21 protein-coding genes are annotated in these 23,856 nt (G+C 70.3%); 16 read left to right on the top strand and 5 right to left on the bottom strand.

What is annotated here, in order from left to right:
- Nucleotides 1-332: 332 nt before the first annotated feature.
- Nucleotides 333-1,688: a 3-oxoacyl-ACP reductase gene (locus PcP3B5_RS26930; protein WP_061562863.1), complete on the bottom strand. Its 1,356-nt coding sequence runs from the start codon at nt 1,686-1,688 to the stop codon at nt 333-335.
- Nucleotides 1,689-1,855: 167 nt separating this feature from the next.
- Between PcP3B5_RS26930 and PcP3B5_RS26925 the strand changes: the two genes are divergently transcribed.
- Nucleotides 1,856-3,136, top strand: coding sequence for an acetyl-CoA C-acetyltransferase (locus tag PcP3B5_RS26925; RefSeq protein WP_061562862.1), 1,281 nt, complete (start codon nt 1,856-1,858; stop codon nt 3,134-3,136).
- A 437-nt stretch (nt 3,137-3,573) separates the two neighbouring features.
- Here the strand turns inward: PcP3B5_RS26925 and PcP3B5_RS26920 are convergent, their stop codons facing one another.
- Entirely contained in the window at nt 3,574-4,020 is a 447-nt protein-coding gene (locus tag PcP3B5_RS26920; protein WP_009613218.1) for an Lrp/AsnC family transcriptional regulator, read from the bottom strand.
- Between the two features lie 167 nt (nt 4,021-4,187).
- Here PcP3B5_RS26920 and yedA point away from each other — a divergent pair, with 167 nt between their 5' ends.
- The gene (gene yedA, locus PcP3B5_RS26915; protein WP_061563340.1) at nt 4,188-5,075 is read left to right on the top strand and encodes a drug/metabolite exporter YedA; all 888 of its coding nucleotides are present in this window, start codon (nt 4,188-4,190) and stop codon (nt 5,073-5,075) included.
- Between the two features lie 6 nt (nt 5,076-5,081).
- Here yedA and PcP3B5_RS26910 read toward each other — a convergent pair whose 3' ends face one another.
- The 3 genes from PcP3B5_RS26910 to PcP3B5_RS26900 form a co-directional block, all read right to left on the bottom strand.
- Entirely contained in the window at nt 5,082-5,333 is a 252-nt protein-coding gene (locus tag PcP3B5_RS26910; RefSeq protein WP_061562861.1) for a hypothetical protein, read from the bottom strand.
- A 120-nt stretch (nt 5,334-5,453) separates the two neighbouring features.
- Complete coding sequence (locus tag PcP3B5_RS26905) at nt 5,454-7,037, bottom strand: rhodanese-related sulfurtransferase (protein ID WP_061562860.1); 1,584 nt, start codon at nt 7,035-7,037, stop codon at nt 5,454-5,456.
- Entirely contained in the window at nt 7,034-7,639 is a 606-nt protein-coding gene (locus PcP3B5_RS26900; RefSeq protein ID WP_061562859.1) for a 3-mercaptopropionate dioxygenase, read from the bottom strand. Before PcP3B5_RS26900 ends, PcP3B5_RS26905 begins: the two co-directional genes overlap by 4 nt.
- 113 nt (nt 7,640-7,752) lie before the next feature.
- On the opposite strand from PcP3B5_RS26900, the gene PcP3B5_RS26895 reads away from it, so the two are divergent.
- The 14 genes from PcP3B5_RS26895 (at nt 7,753) to PcP3B5_RS26830 (ending at nt 23,818) form a co-directional block, all read left to right on the top strand.
- Nucleotides 7,753-8,649, top strand: a complete 897-nt coding sequence (locus PcP3B5_RS26895) for a LysR family transcriptional regulator (protein WP_061562858.1) — start codon at nt 7,753-7,755, stop codon at nt 8,647-8,649.
- Between the two features lie 531 nt (nt 8,650-9,180).
- Nucleotides 9,181-10,248 (top strand): LLM class flavin-dependent oxidoreductase, encoded by a 1,068-nt coding sequence (locus tag PcP3B5_RS26890; protein WP_082816421.1) that lies wholly within the window; start codon nt 9,181-9,183, stop codon nt 10,246-10,248.
- A 12-nt stretch (nt 10,249-10,260) separates the two neighbouring features.
- Nucleotides 10,261-11,205, top strand: coding sequence for an ABC transporter substrate-binding protein (locus PcP3B5_RS26885; RefSeq protein WP_061562856.1), 945 nt, complete (start codon nt 10,261-10,263; stop codon nt 11,203-11,205).
- A gap of 17 nt (nt 11,206-11,222) precedes the next feature.
- Nucleotides 11,223-12,305 carry an LLM class flavin-dependent oxidoreductase gene (locus tag PcP3B5_RS26880; protein ID WP_058488300.1) on the top strand — a complete coding sequence of 361 codons (1,083 nt, stop codon included), beginning with the start codon at nt 11,223-11,225 and terminating at the stop codon, nt 12,303-12,305.
- Nucleotides 12,306-12,309: 4 nt separating this feature from the next.
- A complete protein-coding gene (locus PcP3B5_RS26875; RefSeq protein WP_061562855.1) occupies nt 12,310-13,461 on the top strand; it encodes an acyl-CoA dehydrogenase family protein in 1,152 nt (383 codons plus the stop codon).
- 112 nt (nt 13,462-13,573) lie between these two features.
- On the top strand, nt 13,574-14,560 hold the full coding sequence (locus tag PcP3B5_RS26870; RefSeq protein ID WP_009613198.1) for an aliphatic sulfonate ABC transporter substrate-binding protein: 987 nt from the start codon (nt 13,574-13,576) through the stop codon (nt 14,558-14,560).
- An 11-nt stretch (nt 14,561-14,571) separates the two neighbouring features.
- Nucleotides 14,572-15,534, top strand: a complete 963-nt coding sequence (locus PcP3B5_RS26865; protein WP_061562854.1) for an ABC transporter substrate-binding protein — start codon at nt 14,572-14,574, stop codon at nt 15,532-15,534.
- 177 nt (nt 15,535-15,711) lie between these two features.
- On the top strand, nt 15,712-16,614 hold the full coding sequence (locus PcP3B5_RS26860; protein ID WP_061562853.1) for an acyl-CoA dehydrogenase family protein: 903 nt from the start codon (nt 15,712-15,714) through the stop codon (nt 16,612-16,614).
- Between the two features lie 176 nt (nt 16,615-16,790).
- The gene (locus PcP3B5_RS26855; RefSeq protein WP_009613194.1) at nt 16,791-17,762 is read left to right on the top strand and encodes an aliphatic sulfonate ABC transporter substrate-binding protein; all 972 of its coding nucleotides are present in this window, start codon (nt 16,791-16,793) and stop codon (nt 17,760-17,762) included.
- Nucleotides 17,763-17,842: 80 nt separating this feature from the next.
- Nucleotides 17,843-18,853 (top strand): taurine ABC transporter substrate-binding protein, encoded by a 1,011-nt coding sequence (gene tauA, locus PcP3B5_RS26850; protein WP_061562852.1) that lies wholly within the window; start codon nt 17,843-17,845, stop codon nt 18,851-18,853.
- Nucleotides 18,854-19,044: 191 nt separating this feature from the next.
- The gene (locus tag PcP3B5_RS26845) at nt 19,045-19,836 is read left to right on the top strand and encodes a taurine ABC transporter ATP-binding protein (RefSeq protein ID WP_043318713.1); all 792 of its coding nucleotides are present in this window, start codon (nt 19,045-19,047) and stop codon (nt 19,834-19,836) included.
- A complete protein-coding gene (locus PcP3B5_RS26840) occupies nt 19,826-20,644 on the top strand; it encodes an ABC transporter permease subunit (protein WP_061562851.1) in 819 nt (272 codons plus the stop codon). Before PcP3B5_RS26845 ends, PcP3B5_RS26840 begins: the two co-directional genes overlap by 11 nt.
- A 187-nt stretch (nt 20,645-20,831) precedes the next feature.
- Nucleotides 20,832-21,668 (top strand): taurine dioxygenase, encoded by an 837-nt coding sequence (gene tauD / locus PcP3B5_RS26835; RefSeq protein ID WP_043268829.1) that lies wholly within the window; start codon nt 20,832-20,834, stop codon nt 21,666-21,668.
- A 125-nt stretch (nt 21,669-21,793) separates the two neighbouring features.
- Nucleotides 21,794-23,818: an OPT family oligopeptide transporter gene (locus PcP3B5_RS26830; protein WP_061562850.1), complete on the top strand. Its 2,025-nt coding sequence runs from the start codon at nt 21,794-21,796 to the stop codon at nt 23,816-23,818.
- Nucleotides 23,819-23,856: the final 38 nt, after the last annotated feature.

Below are 23,856 nucleotides of genomic sequence, written 5' to 3'. Positions count from 1 at the left end.
CGAACCTCGCGACGGGAGGGCATGGCTTTTCGTAGGAGCGAGCTTGCTCGCGAACGCTGTTCTGCCGGTGGCTGCGGTGCTTGCCCTGAAGAGCGCCCTCTCCCCAGCCCTCTCCCTGAAGGGAGAGGGGGCTAGTCCGTGCCGAGAAAGGTGATGGTTTCCGCCGGAAACCTCTGTGCTAGCCGGCTAACGCTATAACATCAAACCCTGCCCAACGGTCCCCTCTCCCTTCAGGGAGAGGGTTAGGGAGAGGGGCGGAATCAAACCGAAACACCCAGACCACCTGGAAACACCATAAGACTTACCCGCGACCGCCCCCGGCAGAGCCACCCTCAAGCCCCAAGCAAACTCTGCCCACACACCCTCAACACCTGCCCGCTCACCGCCCCGCTGCCCGGCTGGGCGAACCAGGCCACGGCCTCGGCCACGTCCTGGGGCAGGCCGCCCTGGCCCATGGAGTTCATGCGCCGGCCGGCCTCGCGGATGGTCAGGGGAATGGCCGCGGTCATCTGCGTTTCGATGAAGCCCGGGGCCACCGCGTTGATGCTGATGCCCTTCTTGCCCAGGGCCGGGGCCCAGGCCTGGGCCAGGCCGATCAGGCCGGCCTTGCTCACCGCGTAGTTGGTCTGCCCGAGGTTGCCGGCGATGCCGCTGATGGAGGCCAGCAGCACCACGCGGCCGTCGTCGCGCAGCTTGCCGGCGTCGAGCAGGGCCTGGGTGAGCACCTGCGGGGCCTTGAGGTTGACGTCGATCACCGAGTTCCAGAACGCCTCGCTCATCTTCGCCACGGTCTTGTCGCGGGTGATGCCGGCGTTGTGCACCACGATGTCCACGCCCTCGGGCAGCGCCTCCACCAGCTTCTCGCCGGCATCCGGCGCGCAGATGTCCAGGGCCACGCCCTTGCCGCCCAGGCGCGCGGCCAGGGCGTCGAGGGCGTCCTTGGCCGGCGGCACGTCCAGCAGCACCACCTCGGCGCCGTCGCGGGCCAGGGTTTCGGCGATGGCCGCGCCAATGCCGCGGGCCGCGCCGGTGACCAGGGCGCGCTTGCCCACCAGCGGGCGGCTCCAGTCCTGCACCTGGCCGGCGTAGGCGGAAAGGCGGATCACCTGGCCGGACACGTAGGCGCTCTTGGGCGAGAGGAAGAAGCGCAGGGCGCCTTCGAGCTGGTCTTCCGCGCCCTTGCCGACGTACAGCAACTGCACGTTGCCGCCGCGGCGGATCTCCTTGCCCAGGGAGCGGCTGAAGCCCTCCAGGCTGCGCTGCACGCTGGCGGCGATGGGGTCTTTCAGCGATTCCGGGGCGTGCCCGAGGATGACCACGTGGGGGCACAGGTCCAGGCCCTTGAGCGCGGCCTGGAAGAAGTCGCGCAGTTCGATCAGTTGCTCGAAGCCGGTGAGGCCGCTGGCGTCGAACACCATCGCCTTGAGCTTCGGGCCGTGCTCGGCGGTCCAGCGCGGCAGGCCGTACTGGCCTTCCACGGCGGCGTAGACGGCGTCGGTCAGGCGCTGGCTGAAGCCCAGCACGGCCTCGCCCAGGTTGCCCGTCCCGCCCAGCAACAGGGCGCCGTCCACCGGCCGGGTGCGCCCGGCGCTCCAGCGTTCCAGGCGTACCGGCGCGGGCAGGCCGAAGGCGCCGACCAGGCGGCGGCCGACGTTGGAGTTGGCGAAGGCGATGTAGCGATCGGTCATGGACGGGGGCTCCTGCACGGATACTCGAAGTGCCGACCACTCTACGCAGGCACCGGTTCCGCGCAATTGACCGCGCTGACCTGCGCCATGGCGGGGCGGCCAATGCGACGGGACCGGCTAAGGTTAGCCTGTGCGCCAGAACCCGCTCAGCCCGCAAGGAGCCTTGCATGACCCAGACCCGACGGGTCGCCATCGTCGGCGGCAACCGTATTCCCTTCGCCCGCTCCAACACCGTCTACGCCACGGCGAGCAACCAGGAGATGCTGACCTGCGCCCTCGACGGCCTGATCGAGCGCTACAACCTGCACGGCGAGCGCCTGGGCGAGGTGGTGGCCGGCGCGGTGCTCAAGCACTCGCGGGACTTCAACCTCACTCGCGAATGCGTGCTGGGCACCCGCCTGGCCCCGGAAACTCCGGCCTACGACGTCCAGCAGGCCTGCGGCACGGGCCTTGAGGCGGCGATCCTGGTGGCCAACAAGATCGCCCTGGGGCAGATCGACTGCGGCATCGCCGGCGGCGTGGACACCACCTCCGACGCGCCCATCGGCGTCAACGAGGGGCTGCGGCGCATCCTGCTGGAGGCCAACCGCGGCAAGTCCAACGGCGACAAGCTCAAGAGCCTGCTGAAGATCCGCCCGCGCCACCTGCTGCCGCACATCCCGAAGAACGGCGAGCCGCGCACCGGGCTGTCCATGGGCGAGCACTGCGAGCTGATGGCGCAGACCTGGCAGATTCCCCGCGATGAGCAGGACAAACTCGCCTACGAAAGCCACATCAAGCTGGCAGCGGCCTACGCCGAAGGTTGGCAGAACGACCTGATGACGCCGTTCCGCGGCCTGACCCGCGACCAGAACCTGCGCCCGGACATCAACCTGGAGAAGCTCGGCACCCTCAAGCCGGTGTTCGAGAAGGGCCCGCGCGGCACCCTCACGGCGGCCAACTCCACCCCGCTGACCGACGGCGCCTCGGTGGTGCTGCTGGCCAGCGAGGACTGGGCCAAGGCGCGCGGCCTGCCGATCCTGGCGTACTTCCGTGACGGCGAGGCGGCGGCGGTGAACTTCGTCGGCGAAGGCGCAGAAGGCCTGCTGATGGCCCCGGTGTACGCCGTGCCGCGGCTGCTGGCGCGCAACGGTCTGAGCCTGCAGGACTTCGACTACTACGAGATCCACGAGGCCTTCGCCGCCCAGGTGTTGTGCACCCTCAAGGCCTGGGAGGACGCCGAGTACTGCAAGACCCGCCTCGGCCTGGACGCGCCGCTGGGCTCGATCGACCGCAGCAAGCTCAACGTCAAGGGCAGCTCCCTGGCCGCCGGCCATCCCTTCGCCGCCACCGGCGGTCGCATAGTCGCCAACCTGGCCAAGCTGCTGGACGCGGCCGGGAAAGGGCGCGGGCTGATCTCGATTTGCGCGGCGGGCGGGCAAGGTGTGACCGCGATCGTGGAAAAGTAATCCAATACATCGGGCGGCTGTGGCCGGCCCACGATGTAACAGCAACTCCGTGACTTAAGGCGGTGCCGTGCGAGCGGTGCCGCCTCTTTTTTTGCGCGCAGGGTGGGGGCTTTGGCTTTTCGTAGGAGCGAGCTTGCTCGCGAATGGTGCTTGCCGGCGGGCTTGGGAGGTGGGCTTTAGAGCGCCCTCTCCCTAACCCTCTCCCTGAAGGGAGAGGGGACCGTTGGGCAGAGTTGGGTATTTCTGAGTCAGCCGGCAGTCCCGGCGGCTTCCAGCTGGAACCATTCCTCCTCTCGGCATGGACAAGCTCCCTCTCCCTTCAGGGAGAGGGCTGGGGAGAGGGGACGGAATCGACCTGAGGCGACAGCGCTGCCGGGAGGCTGTTCGCGAGCAAGCTCGCTCCTACGAAATACGAAAAGCCTCCAGCCTCCAGCCTTTCATCCCCCCTGCAACATCGCCGGATGCACCCGCCCATCCAGCGCCGTGGACAGCACCAGCGAAGTCTTGCTCGCCCCGTGCTGGGCCAACTGGTCGATCAGTTCTTCCAGCTCGGCGGTGCTGGTCACCGTCACCCGCAGCATCACGCAGGATTCGCCGGTCACCCGGTAGCAGTCGAGCACCTGGGGGATTTCCGTCAGGCGTTGCAGTTGCAGGGCGCCGCGGTGGTCGTTCAGGCGCAGTTCGATCAGGCACTGGATCGGGCGGCCGAGCTTGGTCAGGTCTACGCTGGCGTGGTAGCCGGTGATCACGCCGTCGGCCTCCAGGCGCGCCACGCGGTCGGCCACTGCCGGGGGCGAGAGGTTGATGCGCCGGGCCAGTTCGGCGAAGGACAGGCGGCCGTTTTCCAGCAGGGCGGCGAGCAGTGCGCGGTCGTATTTGTCCATCGGTTTCTCTCGTCTGTCGAATCGACGGCTTTGCGTTTGAAAATCCATCGAAAGAAAAGTGTTCCGCCAGATAATGCGTTTTCTGTGCCTTATAAGGCCCGAAAGCACTTAATAAAATGAGGCGCTACGACCCACTTGTCGAGCCCTCTGCCATGTCTGTCATGCCCATGCCCAAAGCCCGCGTTTCGCTGACGCTGATCGCCGCCTTCTTCGCCCTCTACTTCATCTGGGGCTCGACCTACCTGGTGATCCGCATCGGCGTGGAAAGCTGGCCGCCGATGCTCATGGCCGGCTGCCGCTTCGTCATCGCCGGGACGCTGCTGCTGGCCTGGGCGCTGTACCGCGGCGCGCCGCTGCCCAGCGGGCGGCAGTGGCTGAATGCCGGGGCCATCGGCGTGCTCCTGCTCAGCTGTGGCAACGGCGGGGTGACGGTGGCCGAGCACTGGGGCGTGGCTTCGGGCGTGGCCGCCCTGGGGGTGGCCACGGTGCCGCTGTTCGCGTTGGTGTTCGCGCGCCTGTTCGGCCAGCGCAACAGCCTGCTGGAGTGGAGCGGCATCGGCCTTGGGCTGTGCGGCATCGTGCTGCTCAACCTCGGTTCCAACCTGCAGGGTAGCCCGGCGGGCGCCGCGCTGATTCTCTTCGCCGCCGCGGCCTGGGCCTTCGGTTCGGTGTGGAGCCGGCGCCTGGACCTGCCGGCCGGGCCCATGGCCAGTGCCTTGGAGATGCTGGTGGGCGGCGCCGCGCTGCTGCTGGGCAGCCAGCTTTCCGGCGAGCACCTGCAGCAGATGCCGGATGTGCGCGGCTGGCTGGCGCTGGGCTACCTGGTGGTGTTCGGTTCGATCATCGCCTTCAGCGCCTACGTCTACCTGCTGGCCAACGTGCGCCCGGCGGCGGCCACCAGCTATGCCTTCGTCAACCCGGCGGTGGCCGTGCTGCTCGGGGTGGCGTTCGCCGGCGAGCACATCGGCTGGCCGGAGGCGCTGGCGATGGCGGTGATCATCGGGGCGGTGCTGTTGATCAGCCTGCCGCAGTGGCGGCGGCGCGAGGCGGCCTGAGTCGGCTCAGTCGATCGGGACGATGCGCACGCGGCTGACGCCGACGCGGTCGGCGCTGTGCCGCAGGTTGGGGATCAGGTTGGGGTCCAGCGGCGCGTCGGTCAGCCCGGTGGGGTCTTCGCCGGTCTCCTGCGCCAGGTGCAGCAGCACCTGGAGCAGGGCGAGGAATTCGTTGGGTTCCTCGGACCACTCGTGGATCAGCCGGCGCGGCTGTTCGCGCAGGCGGTAGTGGATGGCGTAGCGGTGGGTGACGTTCATGGTGGCACCTCTGCAGGCTAAGACACCCCAGAACGTCAAAATTCCCATCACTTTCCCGGACAGCCGACAGGTGGTCATTTTTTCGCCACTCACCGACAGACGTCGCGAAATGGCGGGCTTTCAGATGACGAAAAAGCCGTGGGTGCCATCACGGCCGAGCTGCTCGACCAGGCCGAATTCCCAGTCCAGATAGCCCTGCATGGCCTCGCGCGGGTTGTCGGTGCCCTCGTAGGGACGGCGGTAGCGGTCGATGCGCGGCGCGGCGAGCAGGCTCTCGCCTTCCTCGGTGGGCAGCCCCGCGGCGACCCAGGCGGCGGTGCCGCCTTCGAGCAGGAACACCGGCTTGCCGCTCAGGGCCTGCACTTCCGGCACGGCGAAGCGCGCCAGCAGGCTGCTGCCGCAGGTGAGCACGTAGCGCTCGGCCGTGCCCAGCTGCGCCAGCGCTTCTTTCAGCTGGCTGCGCAGGGCCCAGGCGGCGCCGGGAATGTGGCGTTTCACGTAGTTGGCGCTGGCGGTGAAGTCGAGCACCCGGGTGCCCGGCTCGCGCAGCCACTCGGCCAATATCTGCGGGGCGATGGTCTCGGCCTGCGGCTGCTGCGGCAGCGGCGCGGCCCAGGCGCCTCGCTCGCTGAAGTCGGCGGCGGACAGGCCGTCCAGCACCGCCACCTCCCAGCCCATCTGCGCCAGCCAGGAAGCGCTCATGTTGGCGCGCGCGCCGTCGTCGTCCACCAGCACCAGGCGCGCGCCGCGCACGCTGGCGACGTGGTCGGTCTCCTGCACCAGCTGGCCGCCGGGAGTGGAGCGCGAGCCGGGCAGGTGGCCGGCCTCGTATTCCTCCGCGGTGCGCACGTCGAACAGGTAGGTGGTGCGCGCACCTTCGGCCTGCCACTGGCGCAGGCCGGCCAGGTCGATGCGCGCCACCCGCGCGCGGTCGGCCACGGCGCGGGCGCGCTGGGCGGCGGCTGCGCGGGTGGCGGCGGAGACTTCGCCGAAGCGCCGCGCCTGGCCGTGTTCCAGCTGCTGGCCGGCGAGGGTCCAGCCGATGGTGCCGTTGCGCAGCGCCGACACCGGGTTGGCGATGCCGGCGTTCACCAGCGACTGGGTGCCGATGATGCTGCGGGTGCGCCCGGCGCAGTTGACGATGACGCGGGTGGCCGGGTCGGGTGCCAGCTCGGCGACGCGCAGCACCAGCTCGGCGCCGGGCACGCTGATGCCGCCGGGGATGCTCATGGTCTGGTATTCGTCGAAGCGGCGGGCGTCGAGCACCACCACGTCGGCCTTGGCATCGAGCAGGGCCTGCACTTCCTCGGCGGCCAGCGACGGGGTGTGGCGCTCGGCCTCCACCAGTTCGCCGAAGGCCTTGCTCGGCACGTTGACGTCCTTGAACAGCTCGCCGCCGGCAGCGCGCCAGCCGGCCAGGCCGCCGTCGAGCACGGCCACGTCGCTGTAGCCCAGCGCCAGCAGGCGCTGCGCGGCGACTTCGGCCAGGCCTTCGCCGTCGTCGTAGACGGTGACCGGCGTATCGCGGCGCGGCACGCGGGCGTAGACCTCCAGCTCCAGCTTCGACAGCGGCAGGTTGGCGGCGAACAGCGGGTGCGCCTGGGCGAAGGGGTCTTCCTCGCGCACGTCGAGCAGCGCCAGCTCGCGGCGGGCGAGGAGGGCGGCGCGGAGGTCGTGGAAGGTACGGCGGGCGATCTGGCTCATGCGGGGTTCTCTTTCGACAGGTCCCAGATATTGGGCAACTGGCTGTTGGAATAGCCGGAGATGAAGGGCTTCTCTTCACCCTCGGCGGTATAGACGGCACGCCGCACCGCGCCGATGTTGGCGCCGTAGACGTGGATGCTGATGGACGGCCGGTCGGCGAAGGCGTTGCTGACCTGGTGGATGTCGCCGATGCGCGGCGACACCGCCTCCACCTCGCCCGGCTCCAGGCGCAGCGCCGCGCCGGCCGTCTGCAGGCTGCCGTCGGCGGCGAAGGCGAAGGGCTGCGAGTACTCGGCGCCGCGCAGCATGCCGATCAGGCCCCAGACGCGGTGGTCGTGCACCGGCGTGCGCTGGCCCGGGCCCCAGACGAAGCTGACCACCGAGAAGCGCTGCTGCGAGTCGGCGTGCAGCAGGTACTGCTGGTAGCGCTGCGCGTCGGGCTGGGCGCAGGCCTCGGGCAGCCAGTCGTCATGGCGCACCAGCTTGGCCAGCAGGGGGCGGGCGCGGGCGAGCAGGGTGGCTTCGTCGGGATGCTCGTCGAGCAGGCTGGCCAGGTCGCCGATGAACTGGCGCAGGCGGTCGAGACGCAGGGGGGCGGACATGCGGCGTATTCACTCCGGAAGGTTCTGGCTGTACGGTAGCAAACGCGTTTTTATTCCTGAAATGCATTTTGAATCTAAGCTAATATGCGAGAAATGCAATTGGTGCCAGCCCCATGAAGATCGACGACATCGACGCCTTCGTCGCGGTGATCCGCAATGCCTCCCTGAGCCAGGCCGCCGAGAGCCTGGGCCTGACGCAGTCGGCCATCACCCGCCGGGTGCAGAGCCTGGAGGAAGCCCTGGGCGTGGAACTGCTGGACCGCAACACCAAGCCGCTCAAGCCCACCGCCGCCGGCCTGCGCGTCTACGAGCAGTGCCGCCGGGTGCTGCGCGAGGTGGACGGGCTGCGCGAACTGGTGGCCAGCGACACCGCGCCCAGCGGCGTGCTGCGCCTGGGCGTGCCGCAGAGCATCGGCGAGGTGGTGCTGCTGGAAGCGCTGCGGCGCCTGGCCGGCGAGTACCCGGAGCTGCGCGCCCAGGTCAGCAGCGGCTGGGGCAGCCACCTGCTGGCGCGGCTGGAGAACGCCGAGCTGGACGCGGCGGTAGTGTTGTTCCCGCCGAGCAAGGTGTTCCCCGACGACCTCGGTGCCACGCCGCTGGGCCGCGTGGAACTGTGCGTGGTGGTCGCCCGCGACAGCGACGTGCAGGCCCGCCGCCTGCTCGACTGCTACCAGCACGGCTGGGTGCTCAACCCCGACGGCTGCGGCTTCCGCGCCGGCCTGCAGCGCGCCCTGGCCGACCAGGGGTTGGGCTTGCAGCTGAACCTGGAGACCTTTGGCAGCGAGTTGCAGCTGGGCCTGGTTGCCGAGGGGCGTGGCCTCGGGTTGGTGCCGGCGCCGGCTCTTGCGCGCAGCCGTTATCGGGAGCAGCTGCGGGTGTTGCAACTGGAGGATTTCCAGCCGCTGATCCAGCTCTGGCTGGTGCGGCCGCGCTTGCTGGGCAACCTGGAGGCGCCGGCGCGGTTGTTCGGCGATGCGGTGGCTGAAGGGTTGGATATGCGGGTGGGGTGAGTCTTACTCATTCACCCCCCTGTAGGAGCGAGCTTGCTCGCGAACAGACTCTCCCGGCAGCGCTGTCGTCTCAGGTCGACTCTGTCCCCTCTCCCCAGCCCTCGGCTGCGCGCCCCGCCCTGAAGGGAGAGGGGGCTTGTCCGTGCCGGCTGCAAGCCTGATGTTCGCCGGATACGCCAGAGTTTCCGGCTGACTCCGTAATACCCGTTTCTGCCCAACGGTCCCCTCTCCCTTCAGGGAGAGGGTTAGGGAGAGGGCGCTCTCATGCCTGACACCGGCATGACCGGGAAACTCTGTTCGCGAGCAAGCTCGCTCCTACAAAAGCAAAAAACCTCCCCTGCGCAACTTGCCCAATCCTGAATATGCGTAATTAGCATATTAGAATATGCAAAAAATGAATTTCCATCATGAAGTGCTTGCCTATAGCTTCTAAGAACAACGTCCATCAAGACGTTTTTCTTATAACGAAAGCCGCCGCCCTTATGCAGCGGCCCAGGCGAGGGCAACACAGTGAGCGTGGAAATTCTCGGCATGATCACCGCCACCCCGAGTTCCGAGGTGGACCAGCCGCTGGGGGAGGCGGTGGACGCCGGTTTCGTCCGGCGTTTCGCCCAGGCCCATGAGGACGCCGGCTTCGACCGCGTGCTGGTGGGCTACTTCAGCAATGCCGCCGAGGGCGCCGTGGTCAGTTCCTTCGTCGCCGCCGCCACCCGGCGCCTGGGCATCCTGTTGGCCTACCGGCCGGGAGTGATCGCGCCGCCGCTGGCCGCGCGCCAGTTGGCCACCCTCGACCAGTTCAGCGACGGCCGCCTGGCCCTGAACGTGGTCAGCGGCGGTAACGACGAAGACCTGGCGCGCGACGGCGACTACCTCGACCACGACCGCCGCTACGCCCGCACCGACGAATACCTCGACGCCCTGCGGCGTATCTGGACCGCCGAGGCCCCGGTGGACTTCGCCGGCGAGTTCTACCGCTTCCAGGGCGCCTCGCCGGCCGTGCGCCCGCGGCAGAAGCCGCATATCCCGATCTACTTCAGCGGCTCCTCCGACGCCGCCATCGAGGTCGCTGCCAGGCACGCCGACACCTACATGCTCTGGGGCGAGCCGCTGGCCGCCGTCGATGGCCACATCCGCCGGGTGCGCGCCGCCGCCAACGCCCAGGGCCGTGAGCCGCGCTTCTCGGTGTCGTTCCGGCCGATAGTCGCCGACACCGAGGAGGCCGCCTGGAAACGCGCCGCCGAGGTGCTCGAACAGGTGCGCGAGAACCGCGCGCGCCTGGGCCTGCAGCTGCACGACCACCAGCCGCAGAACGTCGGCTCGCAGCGCCTGCTGGCCGCCGCGCAGCAGGGCGAGGTGCTCGACACCCGGCTGTGGACCGGCGTGGCCCGGCTGACCGGCGCGCGCTGGAACTCCACCGCCCTGGTCGGCACCCCCGAGCAGGTCGCCGCCGCCCTGGGCGAGTACTACCGCCTGGGCGTTTCCACCTTCCTGATCCGTGGCTTCGACCCGCTCGGCGACGCCGTGCGCTACGGCCAGGGCCTGATTCCCGCCATCCACGACCACATCGCCCGCCTGCCGCAACTGCGCCGCGCCGGCTGAGGAGCCCCACCGATGAACCTGAAACGACGCCTGCGCGCCATCTTCGCCGCGCTGCTGCTGGGCGCGCCCCTGGCCCAGGCCGCCGACCTGCCGACGCTGCGCGTGGGCGACCAGAACTACTACAACGTGCGCGCCTCCATGGAGGCCTCCGGGGTGCTCGAAGACGCGCCCTACACGGTCGACTGGAAGCACTTCCAGTCCGCCGCGCCCGTGGCCGAAGGGCTGCAGGCCGGCGCGCTGGACCTGGGCTTCCTCGGCGATTCCGGCTTCATCTTCCTGGCCGCCAAGGGCGCGCCGGTGAAGCTCATCGGCGTGTCGCGGCAGAACCCCGACACCATCGCCCTGCTGGTGCCCAAGGACTCGCCGGTGCAGAGCATCGCCGACCTCAAGGGCAAGAAGGTCGCCTACTGGCCCGGCGCCTGGAGCCAGCAACTGACCCTGCGCGCGCTGGAGAAGGCCAGCCTGCCCAGCGACTACGTCGACTTCGTCAAGCTGATGCCCATCGACGCCGCCGCCGCCCTGCCGCGCGGCAGTATCGACGCCTTCCCGGTGTGGGAACCGTACATCTCGCAGCAGATCCTGTTCTCCGGCGCGCGCCCGATCCTCACCGCCCGCGACCTGATGCCGGGGCTGTCGAGCATCGCCGCCAACGCCGCCTCCATCGAACCCAAGCGCGCACAGATCGCCGACTTCCTCGGCCGCCTGCAGAAGGCCCGGGCCTGGGTCGAGGCGCACAAGGAGCAGTACGCCGATATCTGGGCGAAGAAGGCCAACCTCGACCCGGCCGTGTCGCGCCACTGGATCGGCCAGGCCGGCATGAGCGTCGGCCCGGTGGACGCCCAGGCCGCCGCCGACTACCAGGGCACCGCCGACTTCCTGCTGCAGACCGGCGCGCTGCCCAAGGCCTTCGACACCGCCAGCGTGATCGACCCCTCCTTCGCCAACGCCTTCCACTGAGCACAGGACGCAACCCCATGAGCATCCAGTTCCTCGGCATGATCGGCCACCGCCTGGCCTCCGAGACCATCGCCCCGGCCGGCCCGATCCTCGACAAGCAGTACATCGCCGCCTTCGCCCGCGCCCACGAGGAGGCCGGCTTCGACCGCATCCTGGTCGGCTACTGGTCCGATCAGCCGGATGGCTTCCTGGTGGCCGCCACCGCCGGCCTGGCCACCTCCAGGATCAACTTCCTGCTGGCGCACCGCCCCGGCTTCGTCGCCCCGACCCTGGCCGCGCGCAAGCTGGCGACCCTCGAGCACCTGCTCGACGGGCGCCTGGCGGTGCATATCATCAGCGGCGGCAGCGACGCCGACCAGCGCAAGGACGGCGACTACCTCGACCACGACCAGCGCTACGCCCGCAGCGACGAGTTCATCGAGGTGCTCAAGCGCACCTGGACCAGCGCCGAGCCCTTCGACTTCCACGGCGAGCACTACCGCGTGGAACAGGCCTTCTCGGCCATCCGCCCGCAGCAGAAGCCGCACATCCCGGTGTATTTCGGCGGCTCCTCGGAGGCGGCGCTGAAGGTCGCCGGCAGGCAGGCCGACGTGTTCATGCTCTGGGGCGAGCCCCTGGCCCAGGCCGCCGAGACCATCGCCGCGGTGCGCGAGCAGGCGCGGCAGAACGGCCGCGAGGTGGAGTTCAGCCTGTCGTTCCGGCCCATTCTCGGGCGCACCGAGGAGGAGGCCTGGGCCAGGGCCGAGGCGATCCGCGCGACTGCCAGCCAGCGCCTGGGCGAGGCCGGCTTCCCCAAGGGCAAGCCGCAGAGCGTCGGCGCCCAGCGCCTGCTCAAGGCGGTGGAGCAGGGCGACCGCGTCGACGAACGCCTGTGGACCGGCATCGCCAAGCTGGTCGGCGGCGGGCACAACTCCACCGCGCTGGTCGGCACCCCGGAGCAGGTCGCCGATGCGCTGCTGGCCTACTACGACCTGGGCGTGCGCAGCATCCTCATCCGCGGTTTCGACCCGCTCAACGACGCCGTGGAATACGGCCGCGAGCTGATCCCGCTGACCCGCGCCAAGGTCGCCGAGCGCGAGCGCCGGCGTGCCACGGCCTGAGCCCATGAGCAACTTGCAGAGCCCATCGCTGGCGCTCAACGACCTGCTGCCGGCGCTCACCCGGCAACTGGCCGAGAGCGCCGAGGCCTACGACCGCAGCGGCGACTTTCCCCACGCCAACCTCGCCCTGTTGCAACACCACGGCCTGCTCGGCCTGGCCCTGCCGCAGGCGCTCGGCGGCCCCGGCGCCGACCTCGGCGAACTGCGCCGGGTGGTCGGCGCCGTGGCCCGTGGCGAACCCTCCACCGCGCTGGTGCTGTGCATGCAGTACCTGCACCTGCGGCGCCTGGCGGACAACCCCGGCTGGCCCGAAGCGCTGAAGCGCCGCGTGGCCCGCGAGGCGCTGGAGCAGGGCGCGCTGATCAACAGCCTGCGGGTGGAGCCGGAGCTGGGCTCGCCCTCGCGCGGCGGCCTGCCGCAAACCGTGGCGCGGCGTGACGGCGAGTGCTGGCGGCTGTCCGGGCACAAGCTCTACACCACCGGCATTCCCGGGCTGACCTGGCTGGCGGTGTGGGCGCGCAGCGACGAGCCGACGCCGCGCGTGGGCGCCTGGCTGGTGCGCCGCGACAGCCCCGGCATCCGCATCCTGGAAAGCTGGGACCACCTGGGTATGCGCGCCACCGGCAGCCACGAGGTGATCTTCGAAGAGGTGCCGGTGCCGCTGGAACACGCCGTCGGCCTCTACCCCCACGACCAGCCGCCGGCGCCGGACGAAGCCGTGCTGCGCGACTTCGCCCAGGCCAGCGCGGCGCTGCTCGGCGCGCTCTACGACGGCATCGCCGGTGCCGCCCGCGACTGGCTGCTGGGCTGGCTGCGCGAGCGCGTGCCGGCCAGCCTCGGCGCGCCCCTGGCCAGCCTGCCGCGGGTGCAGGAAGCGCTGGGCGCCATCGACGGCCTGCTGCTGCAGAACCGCCTGCTGCTCGACGCCGCCTGCCGCGAGCGGCTGAGCGCCAGCGAGGCGGGGCTGATCAAGGTCGCCGTCACCGACAACGCGGTGGCGGTGGTCGAGAAGGCCCTGGAGCTGAGCGGCAACCACGGCCTGAGCCGGCACAACCCGCTGCAGCGCCACTATCGCGACGTGCTCTGCGGGCGCGTGCACACCCCGCAGAAGGACAGCGTCTGGATCGCGGCGGGGAGGGCGGCGCTGAGTCCCTGAGCCCGCGCGATCACCCGACAACAACGACGGCAATATCGGCGACCGCACCGGCGGAACGGATAGCCCCAAGACAACCCCTGGCTTCCGTGCGAAGCCGCCTGGAGATTGCCCCATGAAACGAACCCTGCGTGTTTTCGCCGGCCTGCTGGCCGCGACCTTGCTGGCCGGCGCCGCCAGCGCCGCCGAACCCGTCACCCTGCGCCTGGGCGACGTGAAGGGCGACCGCTACGCCTCGCTGCGCGCCTCCGGCGAGCTGGACAACCTGCCGTACAAGCTGGAGATGTCCGCCTTCCCCTCCGGCGCCCCGGTGCTCGAAGCGCTGAACGCCGGCGCCCTGGACATCGGCTTCACCGGCGACATCCCGTTCCTCTTCGTCTACGCCGCCGGCGCGCCGCTCAAGGCCGTGGGCGCCTGGCACTTCAACCCGGCGACCGTGGCGCTGGTGGTGGGCAAGGATTCGCCGATCCACTCGGTGGCCGAGCTCAAGGGCAAGCGCATCGCCGTCAACCGCGGCGGCTGGGGCCACTTCATGGCCCTGGGCGCGCTGCGCCGCGCCGGGCTCAAGCCCGAGGATGTGACCTTCTCCTTCCTCGGCCCGGTGGACGGCCGCGCCGCCCTGGTGCGCGGCTCGGTGGACGCCTGGGTGCCCTGGGAGCCCTACACCTCCAGCGCCGTGCTGCTCGACCAGGCGCGGGTGATCGACAACGGCGACGGCATCATGACCGGCTACTCCTACGCCCTGGCCAGCGACGCCGCCATCGCCGGCAAGAAGGCCGCCATCAGCGACCTGCTGACGCGCCTGGCGCGCGCCCAGGTCTGGGCCCTGCAGCATCCGGACGCCTTCGCCGCGGCGCTGGCCAAGGACCTGAACATGCCCCGGGAGGTGACGCGCCGCTGGGTGGGCGAGGCGCGCATCAGCCCCGTCGTGTTCGATGCGAACATCGCCGCCACGCTGCAGAAGGCCGCCGACTTCTTCCACGGCGAGGGCGTGCTGCCCAAGGCGCTGGACGTCGCCCCGGCGTTCGATTTCAGCCTGTCCGCCGGCGCCGCCGAAGTGGCCCGCCAGCTACCCGCCGACCTTACCGTCGGCCAGCGTTGAGGAGCCTCGCCATGCGCAAGATCCTCAGCCTGTTCCTGCTGCTGTGCCTGGCCGCCGGCCAGGCCCTCGCCGCCGAGCGCGTGACCCTGCGCCTGGCCGACCAGAAGGGCAACATGCGTGCCCAGCTGGACGCCGCCGGTGCGCTCAAGGGCCTGGCCTACGACATCCAGTGGTTCGAATTCCCCGCCGCTGCGCCCCTGGCCGAAGCGCTCAACGCCGGCGCGGTGGATGCCGGCATCATCGGCGATGCGCCCCTGCTCTTCGCCCTGGCCGCCGGCGCCCAGGTGAAGGCCATCGCGGTGGACAAGTCCGACCCCTACGGCACCGCCGTGATCGTCCGCGGCGACTCGCCGCTGCATTCGGCGGCGGACCTCAAGGGCAAGCGCATCGCCACCGGGCGCGGCTCCATCGGCCACTTCGTGGCGCTCAAGGCGTTGGCTTCGGCAGGCCTGAGCGAGAAGGACGTGGAACTGCGCTTCCTCGGCCCGGTGGACGCGAAGATGGCCCTGGCCAACGGCTCGGTGGACGCCTGGGCGACCTGGGAGCCCTACACCGCGCTCTCGGAAACCGCCGACAAGGCGCGGGTGCTGGTCAACGGCCGTGGCCTGTGGGCTGGCAACAGCTTCCTGGCCGCCACCGACAGCGCCCTGGCCGACCCGGCGAAACGCGCCGCCCTGCAGGACTACCTGCAACGCCTGGCCGGCGCCCAGCGCTGGGCCTACGCGCACCTGGACGAGTATTCGCGCAGCCTGGCGAAGATCATCGGCTTCCCCGAGGACGCCGCGCGCCTGCAGTTCGAGCGCCGGCAACTGCGCTGGCAGGCGCTGGACGCCCAGACCCTCGCCCAGCAGCAGGAGACCGCGGACTTCTATCAGGTCCATGGGCTGATCCCGCAGCGCCTGGACGTGCAGCCGACCTTCGCCGCGGGCTTCGCGGTGGAGCAGGGGCCGGCCGTTGGCCAACGGCAGCCCTGACGGTTCTCAGCTAAGGCAAAAAGGTTATTTAACCTTGCCGCACTGCTTGGATATGGTTCTAAGTGCCGCCCCGGCCGCGCCTTGTGCGCGGCGCAACGGGGCGCCGCCGAGCCCCTTCGCTTCAGTCTTCCCGCGCGCCATTCGCCCAGGCACTGATCCCGTCGTCCCGAGGTGCCCATGAGCGTCGCCCCGCCCCGGCTGGCTCCCGCCGAGCCGTTCCCCCAGCCCGCCGTCGCCGGGCCCGTCGCCTGGGCCCGCGCCCTGCGCGAGTCCGGGTTGCTGCGGCTGTCGCTGCCGGCCCAGCTGGGCGGCGCCGGCAGCCCCTGGCGCGAGGTCCTGCAGGTTCTGCGCGACCTCTGCGAGCGCGACGGCGGCCTGGCCCGGCTGTTCGCCGTGCACCACCTGCAACTGACCCGCGTGCGCCTGCTCGGCAGCCGCGAACAGCTGCAGCGCCTGTTGCACCTGAGCCTGCTGCGCGAGCCGCTGTGGGGCGCCCTGGGCGAGGACGATGGCCAACTGCTGCGGGCCGAGGAACACCTGCGCGGCGGCTTCCGCGTCAACGGCGCGCAGTGGGATGCCTTCACCGCCGAGGCGGCCGACTGGCTGCTGCTGCGCGCCTGGCACGCGCCCAGCGGCGACTTCCTGCTGGCCGCGCTGCCCAGCGCGCGGGCGGGCCTTGCGCTGCGCGCCGGCGCCCACTGCCAGGGCCTGCGCCTGCACCCGGAGGACATCCTGCTGCCGCCGGGCCTGGCGGCCACGCCGCGGCGTGTGCTCGGCGACGGCCTGGCGCAACTGCTGCAGGCCAACGTCGCCCTGGGCCTGGCGTTGCAGGCCGCGGACAACCTGGACCTGCCCGAGGCCTCGGAGCTGTCGCGGCTGCTCGGCCTGGGCCTGGTGCTCAGCGAGCAGGCCGCCCGGCAGCTGGACGAGGACATCGAGGCGGGCGCGGCGCTGGCCTTCGGCCGCGCCAGCCACTTCGCCAACCTCGCCGCCCAGGCCCTGGCGGTGGCCCGCCAGGCGGCCCAGGCCAGCCTCCGCGCGGAGGGCGTGAGGGCCCGGCTGCTGGGGGCTGCGCACTGATGGCGGGATGAATCCGCGCGGTATTAGTTAAGAACTAAAAATTATTTATTTCTGATTTTTTATGCCTGTAATCTCTGCTTCACCGGACCACCGGACTCATCCAGAACACCTGACACCAGTCCAGTGGTCCGTCCTCGCTCTGCAGGCGGCCGCCCCGTACCCGAGGAGCCGTACCCATGTCCCGCAGCCCGTTCCTGCGCCGTTTCGCCGTCGGCCTCGCCGCCTCCGCCGCCCTGCTGGGCGCCCTGGGCGCGCACGCCGAAGGCACCCTGCGCATCGGTTTCCAGAAGTCCTCCACCCTGCTGACCATAGTCAAAGCCCAGGGCACCCTGGAGCGCGAGCTGGGCAAGCAGGGCATCAAGGTGTCCTGGCATGAGTTCCCCAGCGGCCTGCCGCTGCTCGAATCGCTCAACGTCGGCAACGTCGACCTGTCCGCCGACGTCGCCGACACCGTGCCGGTGTTCGCCCAGGCCGCCGGCGCGCAGCTGACCTACTTCGCCCGCGAGACGCCGTCGCCCACTGCGCAGTCGATCCTGGTGCCGGAGGATTCGCCGCTGAAATCCCTGGCCGACCTCAAGGGCAAGCGCGTGGCCGTGACCAAGGCCGCCGGCAGCCACTACCTGCTGATCGCCGCATTGGCCAAGGCCGGCCTGAAGTTCTCCGACATCCAGCCGGCCTACCTGACCCCCGCCGACGGCCGCGCCGCCTTCGAGAACCACAAGGTGGACGCCTGGGTGACCTGGGACCCCTACGTCGCCAGCGCCCAGCGCCAGCAGCACGCCCGCGTGCTCGCCGACGGCCAGGGCCTGGCCAGCTACCAGCGTTACTACCTGGCCTCCAGCGACTACGCCAAGGCCCACCCGCAAGTGCTCGGGCAGGTCTTCGCCGAACTGCAGAAGACCGGGCGCTGGGTGAAGCAACACCCGGCCGACGCGGCCAGGCTGCTCGGCCCGCTGTGGGGCAACCTCGACGCCGCCACCGTGGAGCAGGCCAACGCCCGCCGCAGCTACGACGTGCAGCCGGTGCGCGCCGACGGCCTCGACGAGCAGCAGCGTATCGCCGATGCCTTCTACGCCGAGGGCCTGCTGCCCAAGCCGGTGGACGCCCGCGCCGTGCAGGTGTGGCAGCCGGACCTGGCGCGCAACTGAAGCGAATTTCCCGCCGCTCCGCGAGGGGCGGCCCGTCACGGCCCGGCCGGCCGCCCCGAATGCATTTCCAGGAGCACCCCATGAAACGCACCTTCGCCCCGCGCCGCCTGCTGGCCGCGCTCGCCCTGGCCGGCGTCGCCGGCATCGCCCAGGCCGACATCACCCTCGGCTACCAGACCGGCGTGGACCCGACCAAGGTCCCGCAGGCCGACGGCACCTACGAGAAAGCCATCGGCGAGAAGCTCGACTGGCGCCGCTTCAACAGCGGCCCGGAAGTGGTCGCCGCCATCGCCTCGGGCGACGTGCAGCTCGGCAACCTGGGTTCCAGCCCGCTGGCCGCCGCCACCTCGCGCGGCCTGCCGATCGTGGCCTTCATCGTCACCGCGCAGATCAACGCGGCCGAGGCCCTGGTGGTGCGCAACGGCAGCAGGATCGAGAAGCCCGAGGACCTGGTCGGCAAGACCATCGCCACGCCCTTCGTCTCCACCTCGCACTACAGCCTGCTGGGCGCGCTCAAGCACTGGAAGATCGACCCCGCCAAGGTGAAGATCGTCAACCTCAACCCCACCGAGATCGCCGCCGCCTGGCGCCGTGGCGACATCGACGGCGCCTTCGTCTGGTCGCCGGCCCTGGGCGAGATCAAGAAGAGCGGCAAGGTGCTGACCGACGCCGCGGAAGTGGGCAAATGGGGCGCGCCGACCTTCGAGGTCTGGGTGGCGCGCAAGGACTTCGCCGAGAAGCACCCGGAGGTGCTGGCCAAGTTCGCCCGCGTGACCCTCGATTCCTTCGCCGACTACAACGCGCACAAGGCCCAGTGGACCGCCGATTCCGAGCAGGCGAAGAAGATCGCCCGGCTGACCGGCGCGGCGCCTGAGGACGTGCCGGAGCTGCTGGCCGGCAGCGCCTTCCCCGAGACCAAGGAGCAGCTTTCCAGCGCGCTGCTGGGCGGCGGTACCGCCAAGGACATCGCCGGGACCGCGGCATTCCTGAAGGAGCAGAAGCGCGTGCCTTCGGTGCTCAAGGATTACTCGCCCTACGTCAGCGCGGAGTACGTGCGCCAGGCGGAGAGCGTGCAGGTGGGGCAGCGCTGAGAGTACTGGGAAGCCCGCTGAAGAGTCCCTCTCCCCAGCCCTCTCCCCGAAGGGAGAGGGAGCCGTCCGTCGCCAGGCCTGGGCACCGATTCCCGGGGATGGCACGGGTAGCCCCCTCTCCCGCTTGCGGGAGAGGGCGGGGGGAGAGGGTGCTCCAGCGAGCCACTTCTTACCCTGCGGAGGGCAGAAACATGAGCCGTCTGACGGCCGAGGCCGTGAGCCTTTCTTTCCAGCAGCATGGCCAGACCCGGCGCGTGCTGCATGAGCTGACCCTGGACGTGGCCAAGGGCGAGTCCCTGGTGGTGCTGGGCCCTTCGGGCTGCGGCAAGTCCACGCTGCTCAACGTCCTGGCCGGGTTCCAGAAGCCCGACCGCGGCCGCGTGCAGATCGACGGCCGGACTCTCGAAGGCCCCGGCGGCGAGCGTGGCGTGGTGTTCCAGGACGACGCCCTGATGCCCTGGCTGGATGCCCTCGACAACGTCGCCCTGGGGCTGCGCATCCGCGGCCTGGGCCGCGCCGAGCGCGAGGCCCGCGCCCGCGCGGTGCTGGCCCTGGTGGGCCTGCAGGAGCACGCGCATTACCGCGTCTCGCAGCTTTCCGGCGGCCAGCGCCAGCGCCTGGGCCTGGCCCGCGCGCTGGCGGTGGAGCCGGACTTCCTGCTGCTGGACGAGCCCTTCGGCGCCCTCGACGCGCTGACCCGCGAGCGCATGCAGGTGCTCACCCTGGACCTCTGGCGCAAGACCGGCAAGGGCCTGTTCCTGATCACCCACAGCGTCGACGAGGCGCTGTTCCTGGCCACCGACCTGGTGGTCATGGACGGCCCGCCGGCGCGCATCGTCAAGCGCCTGCGCCCGGACTTCGCGCGGCGCTACGCGGCCGGCGAGCCGGTGCGCTCGATCAAGGCCGACCCGGAGTTCGGCCGCCTGCGTCAAGAGTTGTTGGATGAGTTCCTCGAAGAGCCGGAGGCCGAACATGCCCACTGACACCCTCAGCGCCAAGCTGCCCGCCCGCCGTCGCGCCAAGCCTGCCCGCCCGCGCGACGCGCGGCGCTGGGCCGCCGCCGGGAGCATCGCCGCACTCGCCGCGCTCTGGTGGTTCGCCACCCATTTCGGCTGGGTCGATACCCTGTTCCTGCCGGCCCCCGAACAACTCTACGAAGCCCTGCAGCGGGTGCTCGCCGAAGGCTACGTCGACGCCACGCTGTGGCAGCACATCGGCACCAGCCTGCTGCGCGTGCTGCTGGCACTCGGCGCGGCGGTGCTCACGGCGATTCCGCTGGGCATCCTCATGGGCCTCAACCCGCTGGTGGGCGCCGCGCTCGACCCGCTGGTGGAGTTCTACCGGCCGATCCCGCCGCTGGCCTACCTGCCGCTGATCGTCATCTGGTTCGGCATCGGCGAGCTGTCCAAGGTGCTGCTGATTTACCTCGCGCTGTTCGCCCCGCTGCTGATCGCCACCGCCGCCGGCGTGCGCCGCGTGGACAAGTCGCGCATCCAGGCGGTGCGCTGCCTGGGCGCCAACCGCTGGCAGGTGGTGCGCCACGTGGTGCTGCCCAGCGCCCTGCCGGAAGTCCTCACCGGCCTGCGCATCGCCCTGGGCGTGGGCTGGTCGACCCTGGTCGCCGCCGAGCTGATCGCCGCCAACCGCGGGCTGGGCTTCATGGTGCAGTCGGCGGCACAGTTCCTGGCGACCGATGTGGTGGTGCTGGGGATTCTGCTGATCGCCGGGATCGCGTTGAGCTTCGAGGTGGGCTTGCGCTGGTTGCAGGGGCGGTTTGCTTCCTGGGAGTAGGGCCTGGAGCTGGGGTAAGAGCAAGAGCCCCTCCCCCTAACCCTCTCCCTGAAGGGAGAGGGGACTGATCGGAGCTGCCGGCTAGCTCGGCGCTCGACGAATACACCGAACGGCTCCCTCTCCCGCTTGCGGGAGAGGGCTGGGGAGAGGGTGCTCTTCCCCGCACAGAACTCAAGAGAGAAAAGAAATGACCACCCTGACCCTGGCCCCCCTCAGCCCCGCCCTGGGCGCCGTAGTCTCCGGCATCGACCTGCGCCAGCCGCTGGACGACGCCCAGCAGCAGGCCATCGAGCAGGCCCTGCTCACCCACCAGGTGCTGTTCTTCCGCGACCAGCCGCTGACTCCTTCGCAGCAGGCCGCCTTCGCCGCGCGCTTCGGCGACCTGCACATCCACCCGATCTACCCCAGCGTGCCCGAGCAGCGCGAGGTGATCGTGCTCGACACCGCCGTCACCGACGTGCGCGACAACGCCATCTGGCACACCGACGTGACCTTCCTGGAAACCCCGGCCCTGGGCGCGGTGCTGGCTGCCAAGCAACTGCCGCCCTACGGTGGCGACACCCTCTGGGCCAGCGGCATCGCCGCTTTCGAGGCGCTGTCCAAACCCTTGCAGCGCCTGCTCGACGGCCTGACCGCCACCCACGACATCAGCAAGTCCTTCCCCCAGGAACGCTTCGGCGCCACCGACGCCGACCTGGCGCGGCTGGAGGAGGCGCGCAAGAAGAACCCGCCGCGCTCGCACCCGGTGATCCGCACCCACCCGGTCACCGGGCGCAAGGCGCTGTTCGTCAGCGACGGCTTCACCACCCGCATCAACGAGCTGTCGGCGGCCGAGAGCCGGGCCATCCTCGACCTGCTGTTCGCCCACGTCGCCCGCCCGGAGTTCACCGTGCGCTGGCGCTGGCGCGAGAACGACGTGGCCTTCTGGGACAACCGCGTGACCCAGCACTACGCGGTGGACGACTACCGCCCGCAGCGCCGGGTGATGCACCGCGCGACCATCCTCGGCGACAAGCCGTTCTGACCCCCGCACGCCAACCCTCGCTCCTACGAAAAGCGGGGGGCGTCGCCTGGGCGACATTCGGTGACGTGGGCGCGCGCGCCGCTCTGGCCTAAGCTTGGCAGGTTGCCTTTCAGAGACTTCCTTCCATGCTCGAACGGATTCCGGACGAATCGAACCTGGCCGAACTGACCCTGCGCGGGCTCATCCTCGGCGCCCTCATCACCGTCGTCTTCACCGCCTCCAACGTCTACCTGGGCCTGAAGGTCGGGCTGACGTTCGCCTCCTCGATCCCCGCCGCGGTGATCTCCATGGCGGTGCTGCGCTACTTCTCCGGCTCGAACATCCTGGAGAACAACATGGTGCAGACCCAGGCCTCGGCCGCCGGCACCCTGTCGTCGATCATCTTCATCCTCCCGGGGCTGCTGATGATCGGCTACTGGGCCGGCTTCCCGTTCTGGCAGACCGCGGCCATCTGTTCCATCGGCGGCATCCTCGGGGTGCTCTACACCATCCCGCTGCGCCGGGTGATGGTGGTGCAGAGCAGCCTGCCGTACCCCGAGGGCGTGGCGGCGGCGGAAATCCTCCGTGTCGGCAGCCATGACGAGGAACACCCGCAGGCCGGCGACGGCAGCAAGCCGGGCCTGCGCGACATCCTCGCCGGCGGCCTGGTGGCGGCGCTGTTCAGCCTGTTCAGCAGCGGCTTCAAGCTGCTGGCCGAGGGCTTCAGCTTCTGGCTCACTGCCGGCCAGGCGGCCTTCCGCCTGTCCACCGGTTTCTCCCTGGCGCTGGTGGGTGCCGGCTACCTGATGGGCATCACCGCCGGCATCGCCATCCTCATCGGCGTGGTGATCGCCTGGGGCGTGGCGGTGCCGTTGCTCACCGTGAACAGCACCCTGGCCGCCGGGCAGAGCCTGCCGGAGCTGGCCAGCAAGCTGTGGAGCAGCCAGGTGCGCTTCCTCGGCGCCGGCACCATAGGCGTAGCCGCGCTCTGGACCCTGGCCACCCTGTTCAAGCCCATGGTGCAGGGCGTCTGGGCCTCGCTCGGCGCCATCAGCGGACGCGTCGAGGCCAGCGACCTGCGCACCGAGCGCGACATGCCGGCGGCCTGGATCCTGGCCATCGCCGCGGTCCTGCTGGTGGCGCTGTTCGTGGTCTTCGCCTATTTCCTCGGCCAGGCCGCGCCGGACCTCGCCGGTTTCGCCTTCTGGGGCCTGGTGGCCACCTGCGTGGTGTTCGCCTTCTTCTTCGGCTTCCTGATCGCCGCCGCCTGCGGCTACATGGCCGGCCTGGTGGGTTCCTCCAGCAGCCCGATCTCCGGCATCGGCATCATCGCGGTGATCCTGGTGTCGCTGCTGATCCTCGGCGTCGGCTCGCTGGAGACCGGCTTCCTCGACCGCGAGGGCGGCAAGCTGGCGATCGCCCTGGCGCTGTTCACCACCTCGGTGGTGCTGGCCATCGCCGCCATTTCCAACGACAACCTGCAGGACCTCAAGACCGGCTACCTGGTCGGCGCCACGCCCTGGCGCCAGCAGGTGGCGCTGATCGTCGGCTGCCTGGTGGGCGCGCTGGTGATCCCGCCGGTGCTGGAGCTGCTGTACAACGCCTACGGTTTCACCGGCGCCCTGCCGCGCGAGGGCATGGACCCCGGCGCGGCCCTGGCCGCGCCCCAGGCGACGTTGATGACCGCCATCGCCAGCGGGATTTTCCATAACGCGCTGAACTGGAACATGATCCTCATCGGCGTGGCCCTGGGCATCGCCCTGATCCTCGTCGACGTGCTCCTGCGCCGCACCGGCAAGGCCAGCCTGCCGGTGCTGGCCGTGGGCCTGGGCATCTACCTGCCGCCGACCATCGGCATGACCCTGGTGGTGGGCGCGGTGCTCGCCTGGCTGCTGGAAAGCGCGCTGAAGAAGCGCGCCCAGGCCGCCGGGGTGGACGAGGAGAAGTACGCCGACCTGCCGCGCCGCCGCGGCGTGCTGCTGGCTTCGGGGCTGATCGTCGGCGAGAGCCTGATGGGCATCCTGCTCGCCGCGCTGATCGGCACCAGCGGCAAGGACGCGCCCCTGGCGCTGGTCGGCGCCGGCTTCGAGGACAGCGCGCAGTGGCTGGGGCTGCTGGTGTTCGTGGTGGTCTGCGTGCTGTTCCACCGCCAGGTGCTGGGCAAACGCTGATACAAACGCAGGCTTGGTCGATCGGGGATGTGTGATAT

The sequence above is a fragment of the Pseudomonas citronellolis genome, assembly GCF_001586155.1.
Lineage (GTDB): Bacteria > Pseudomonadota > Gammaproteobacteria > Pseudomonadales > Pseudomonadaceae > Pseudomonas > Pseudomonas citronellolis.
This window is presented reverse-complemented; position numbering and strand designations above follow the sequence as displayed.

What these genes read in the sequence shown, in the direction of transcription:
- PcP3B5_RS26930 (WP_061562863.1), bottom strand. Translation starts at nt 1,688, where the DNA reads ATGACCGATCGCTACATCGCCTTCGCCAACTCCAACGTCGGCCGCCGC.
- PcP3B5_RS26925 (WP_061562862.1), top strand. Translation starts at nt 1,856, where the DNA reads ATGACCCAGACCCGACGGGTCGCCATCGTCGGCGGCAACCGTATTCCC.
- PcP3B5_RS26920 (WP_009613218.1), bottom strand. Translation starts at nt 4,020, where the DNA reads ATGGACAAATACGACCGCGCACTGCTCGCCGCCCTGCTGGAAAACGGC.
- yedA (WP_061563340.1), top strand. Translation starts at nt 4,188, where the DNA reads ATGCCCAAAGCCCGCGTTTCGCTGACGCTGATCGCCGCCTTCTTCGCC.
- PcP3B5_RS26910 (WP_061562861.1), bottom strand. Translation starts at nt 5,333, where the DNA reads ATGAACGTCACCCACCGCTACGCCATCCACTACCGCCTGCGCGAACAG.
- PcP3B5_RS26905 (WP_061562860.1), bottom strand. Translation starts at nt 7,037, where the DNA reads ATGAGCCAGATCGCCCGCCGTACCTTCCACGACCTCCGCGCCGCCCTC.
- PcP3B5_RS26900 (WP_061562859.1), bottom strand. Translation starts at nt 7,639, where the DNA reads ATGTCCGCCCCCCTGCGTCTCGACCGCCTGCGCCAGTTCATCGGCGAC.
- PcP3B5_RS26895 (WP_061562858.1), top strand. Translation starts at nt 7,753, where the DNA reads ATGAAGATCGACGACATCGACGCCTTCGTCGCGGTGATCCGCAATGCC.
- PcP3B5_RS26890 (WP_082816421.1), top strand. Translation starts at nt 9,181, where the DNA reads ATGATCACCGCCACCCCGAGTTCCGAGGTGGACCAGCCGCTGGGGGAG.
- PcP3B5_RS26885 (WP_061562856.1), top strand. Translation starts at nt 10,261, where the DNA reads ATGAACCTGAAACGACGCCTGCGCGCCATCTTCGCCGCGCTGCTGCTG.
- PcP3B5_RS26880 (WP_058488300.1), top strand. Translation starts at nt 11,223, where the DNA reads ATGAGCATCCAGTTCCTCGGCATGATCGGCCACCGCCTGGCCTCCGAG.
- PcP3B5_RS26875 (WP_061562855.1), top strand. Translation starts at nt 12,310, where the DNA reads ATGAGCAACTTGCAGAGCCCATCGCTGGCGCTCAACGACCTGCTGCCG.
- PcP3B5_RS26870 (WP_009613198.1), top strand. Translation starts at nt 13,574, where the DNA reads ATGAAACGAACCCTGCGTGTTTTCGCCGGCCTGCTGGCCGCGACCTTG.
- PcP3B5_RS26865 (WP_061562854.1), top strand. Translation starts at nt 14,572, where the DNA reads ATGCGCAAGATCCTCAGCCTGTTCCTGCTGCTGTGCCTGGCCGCCGGC.
- PcP3B5_RS26860 (WP_061562853.1), top strand. Translation starts at nt 15,712, where the DNA reads ATGAGCGTCGCCCCGCCCCGGCTGGCTCCCGCCGAGCCGTTCCCCCAG.
- PcP3B5_RS26855 (WP_009613194.1), top strand. Translation starts at nt 16,791, where the DNA reads ATGTCCCGCAGCCCGTTCCTGCGCCGTTTCGCCGTCGGCCTCGCCGCC.
- tauA (WP_061562852.1), top strand. Translation starts at nt 17,843, where the DNA reads ATGAAACGCACCTTCGCCCCGCGCCGCCTGCTGGCCGCGCTCGCCCTG.
- PcP3B5_RS26845 (WP_043318713.1), top strand. Translation starts at nt 19,045, where the DNA reads ATGAGCCGTCTGACGGCCGAGGCCGTGAGCCTTTCTTTCCAGCAGCAT.
- PcP3B5_RS26840 (WP_061562851.1), top strand. Translation starts at nt 19,826, where the DNA reads ATGCCCACTGACACCCTCAGCGCCAAGCTGCCCGCCCGCCGTCGCGCC.
- tauD (WP_043268829.1), top strand. Translation starts at nt 20,832, where the DNA reads ATGACCACCCTGACCCTGGCCCCCCTCAGCCCCGCCCTGGGCGCCGTA.
- PcP3B5_RS26830 (WP_061562850.1), top strand. Translation starts at nt 21,794, where the DNA reads ATGCTCGAACGGATTCCGGACGAATCGAACCTGGCCGAACTGACCCTG.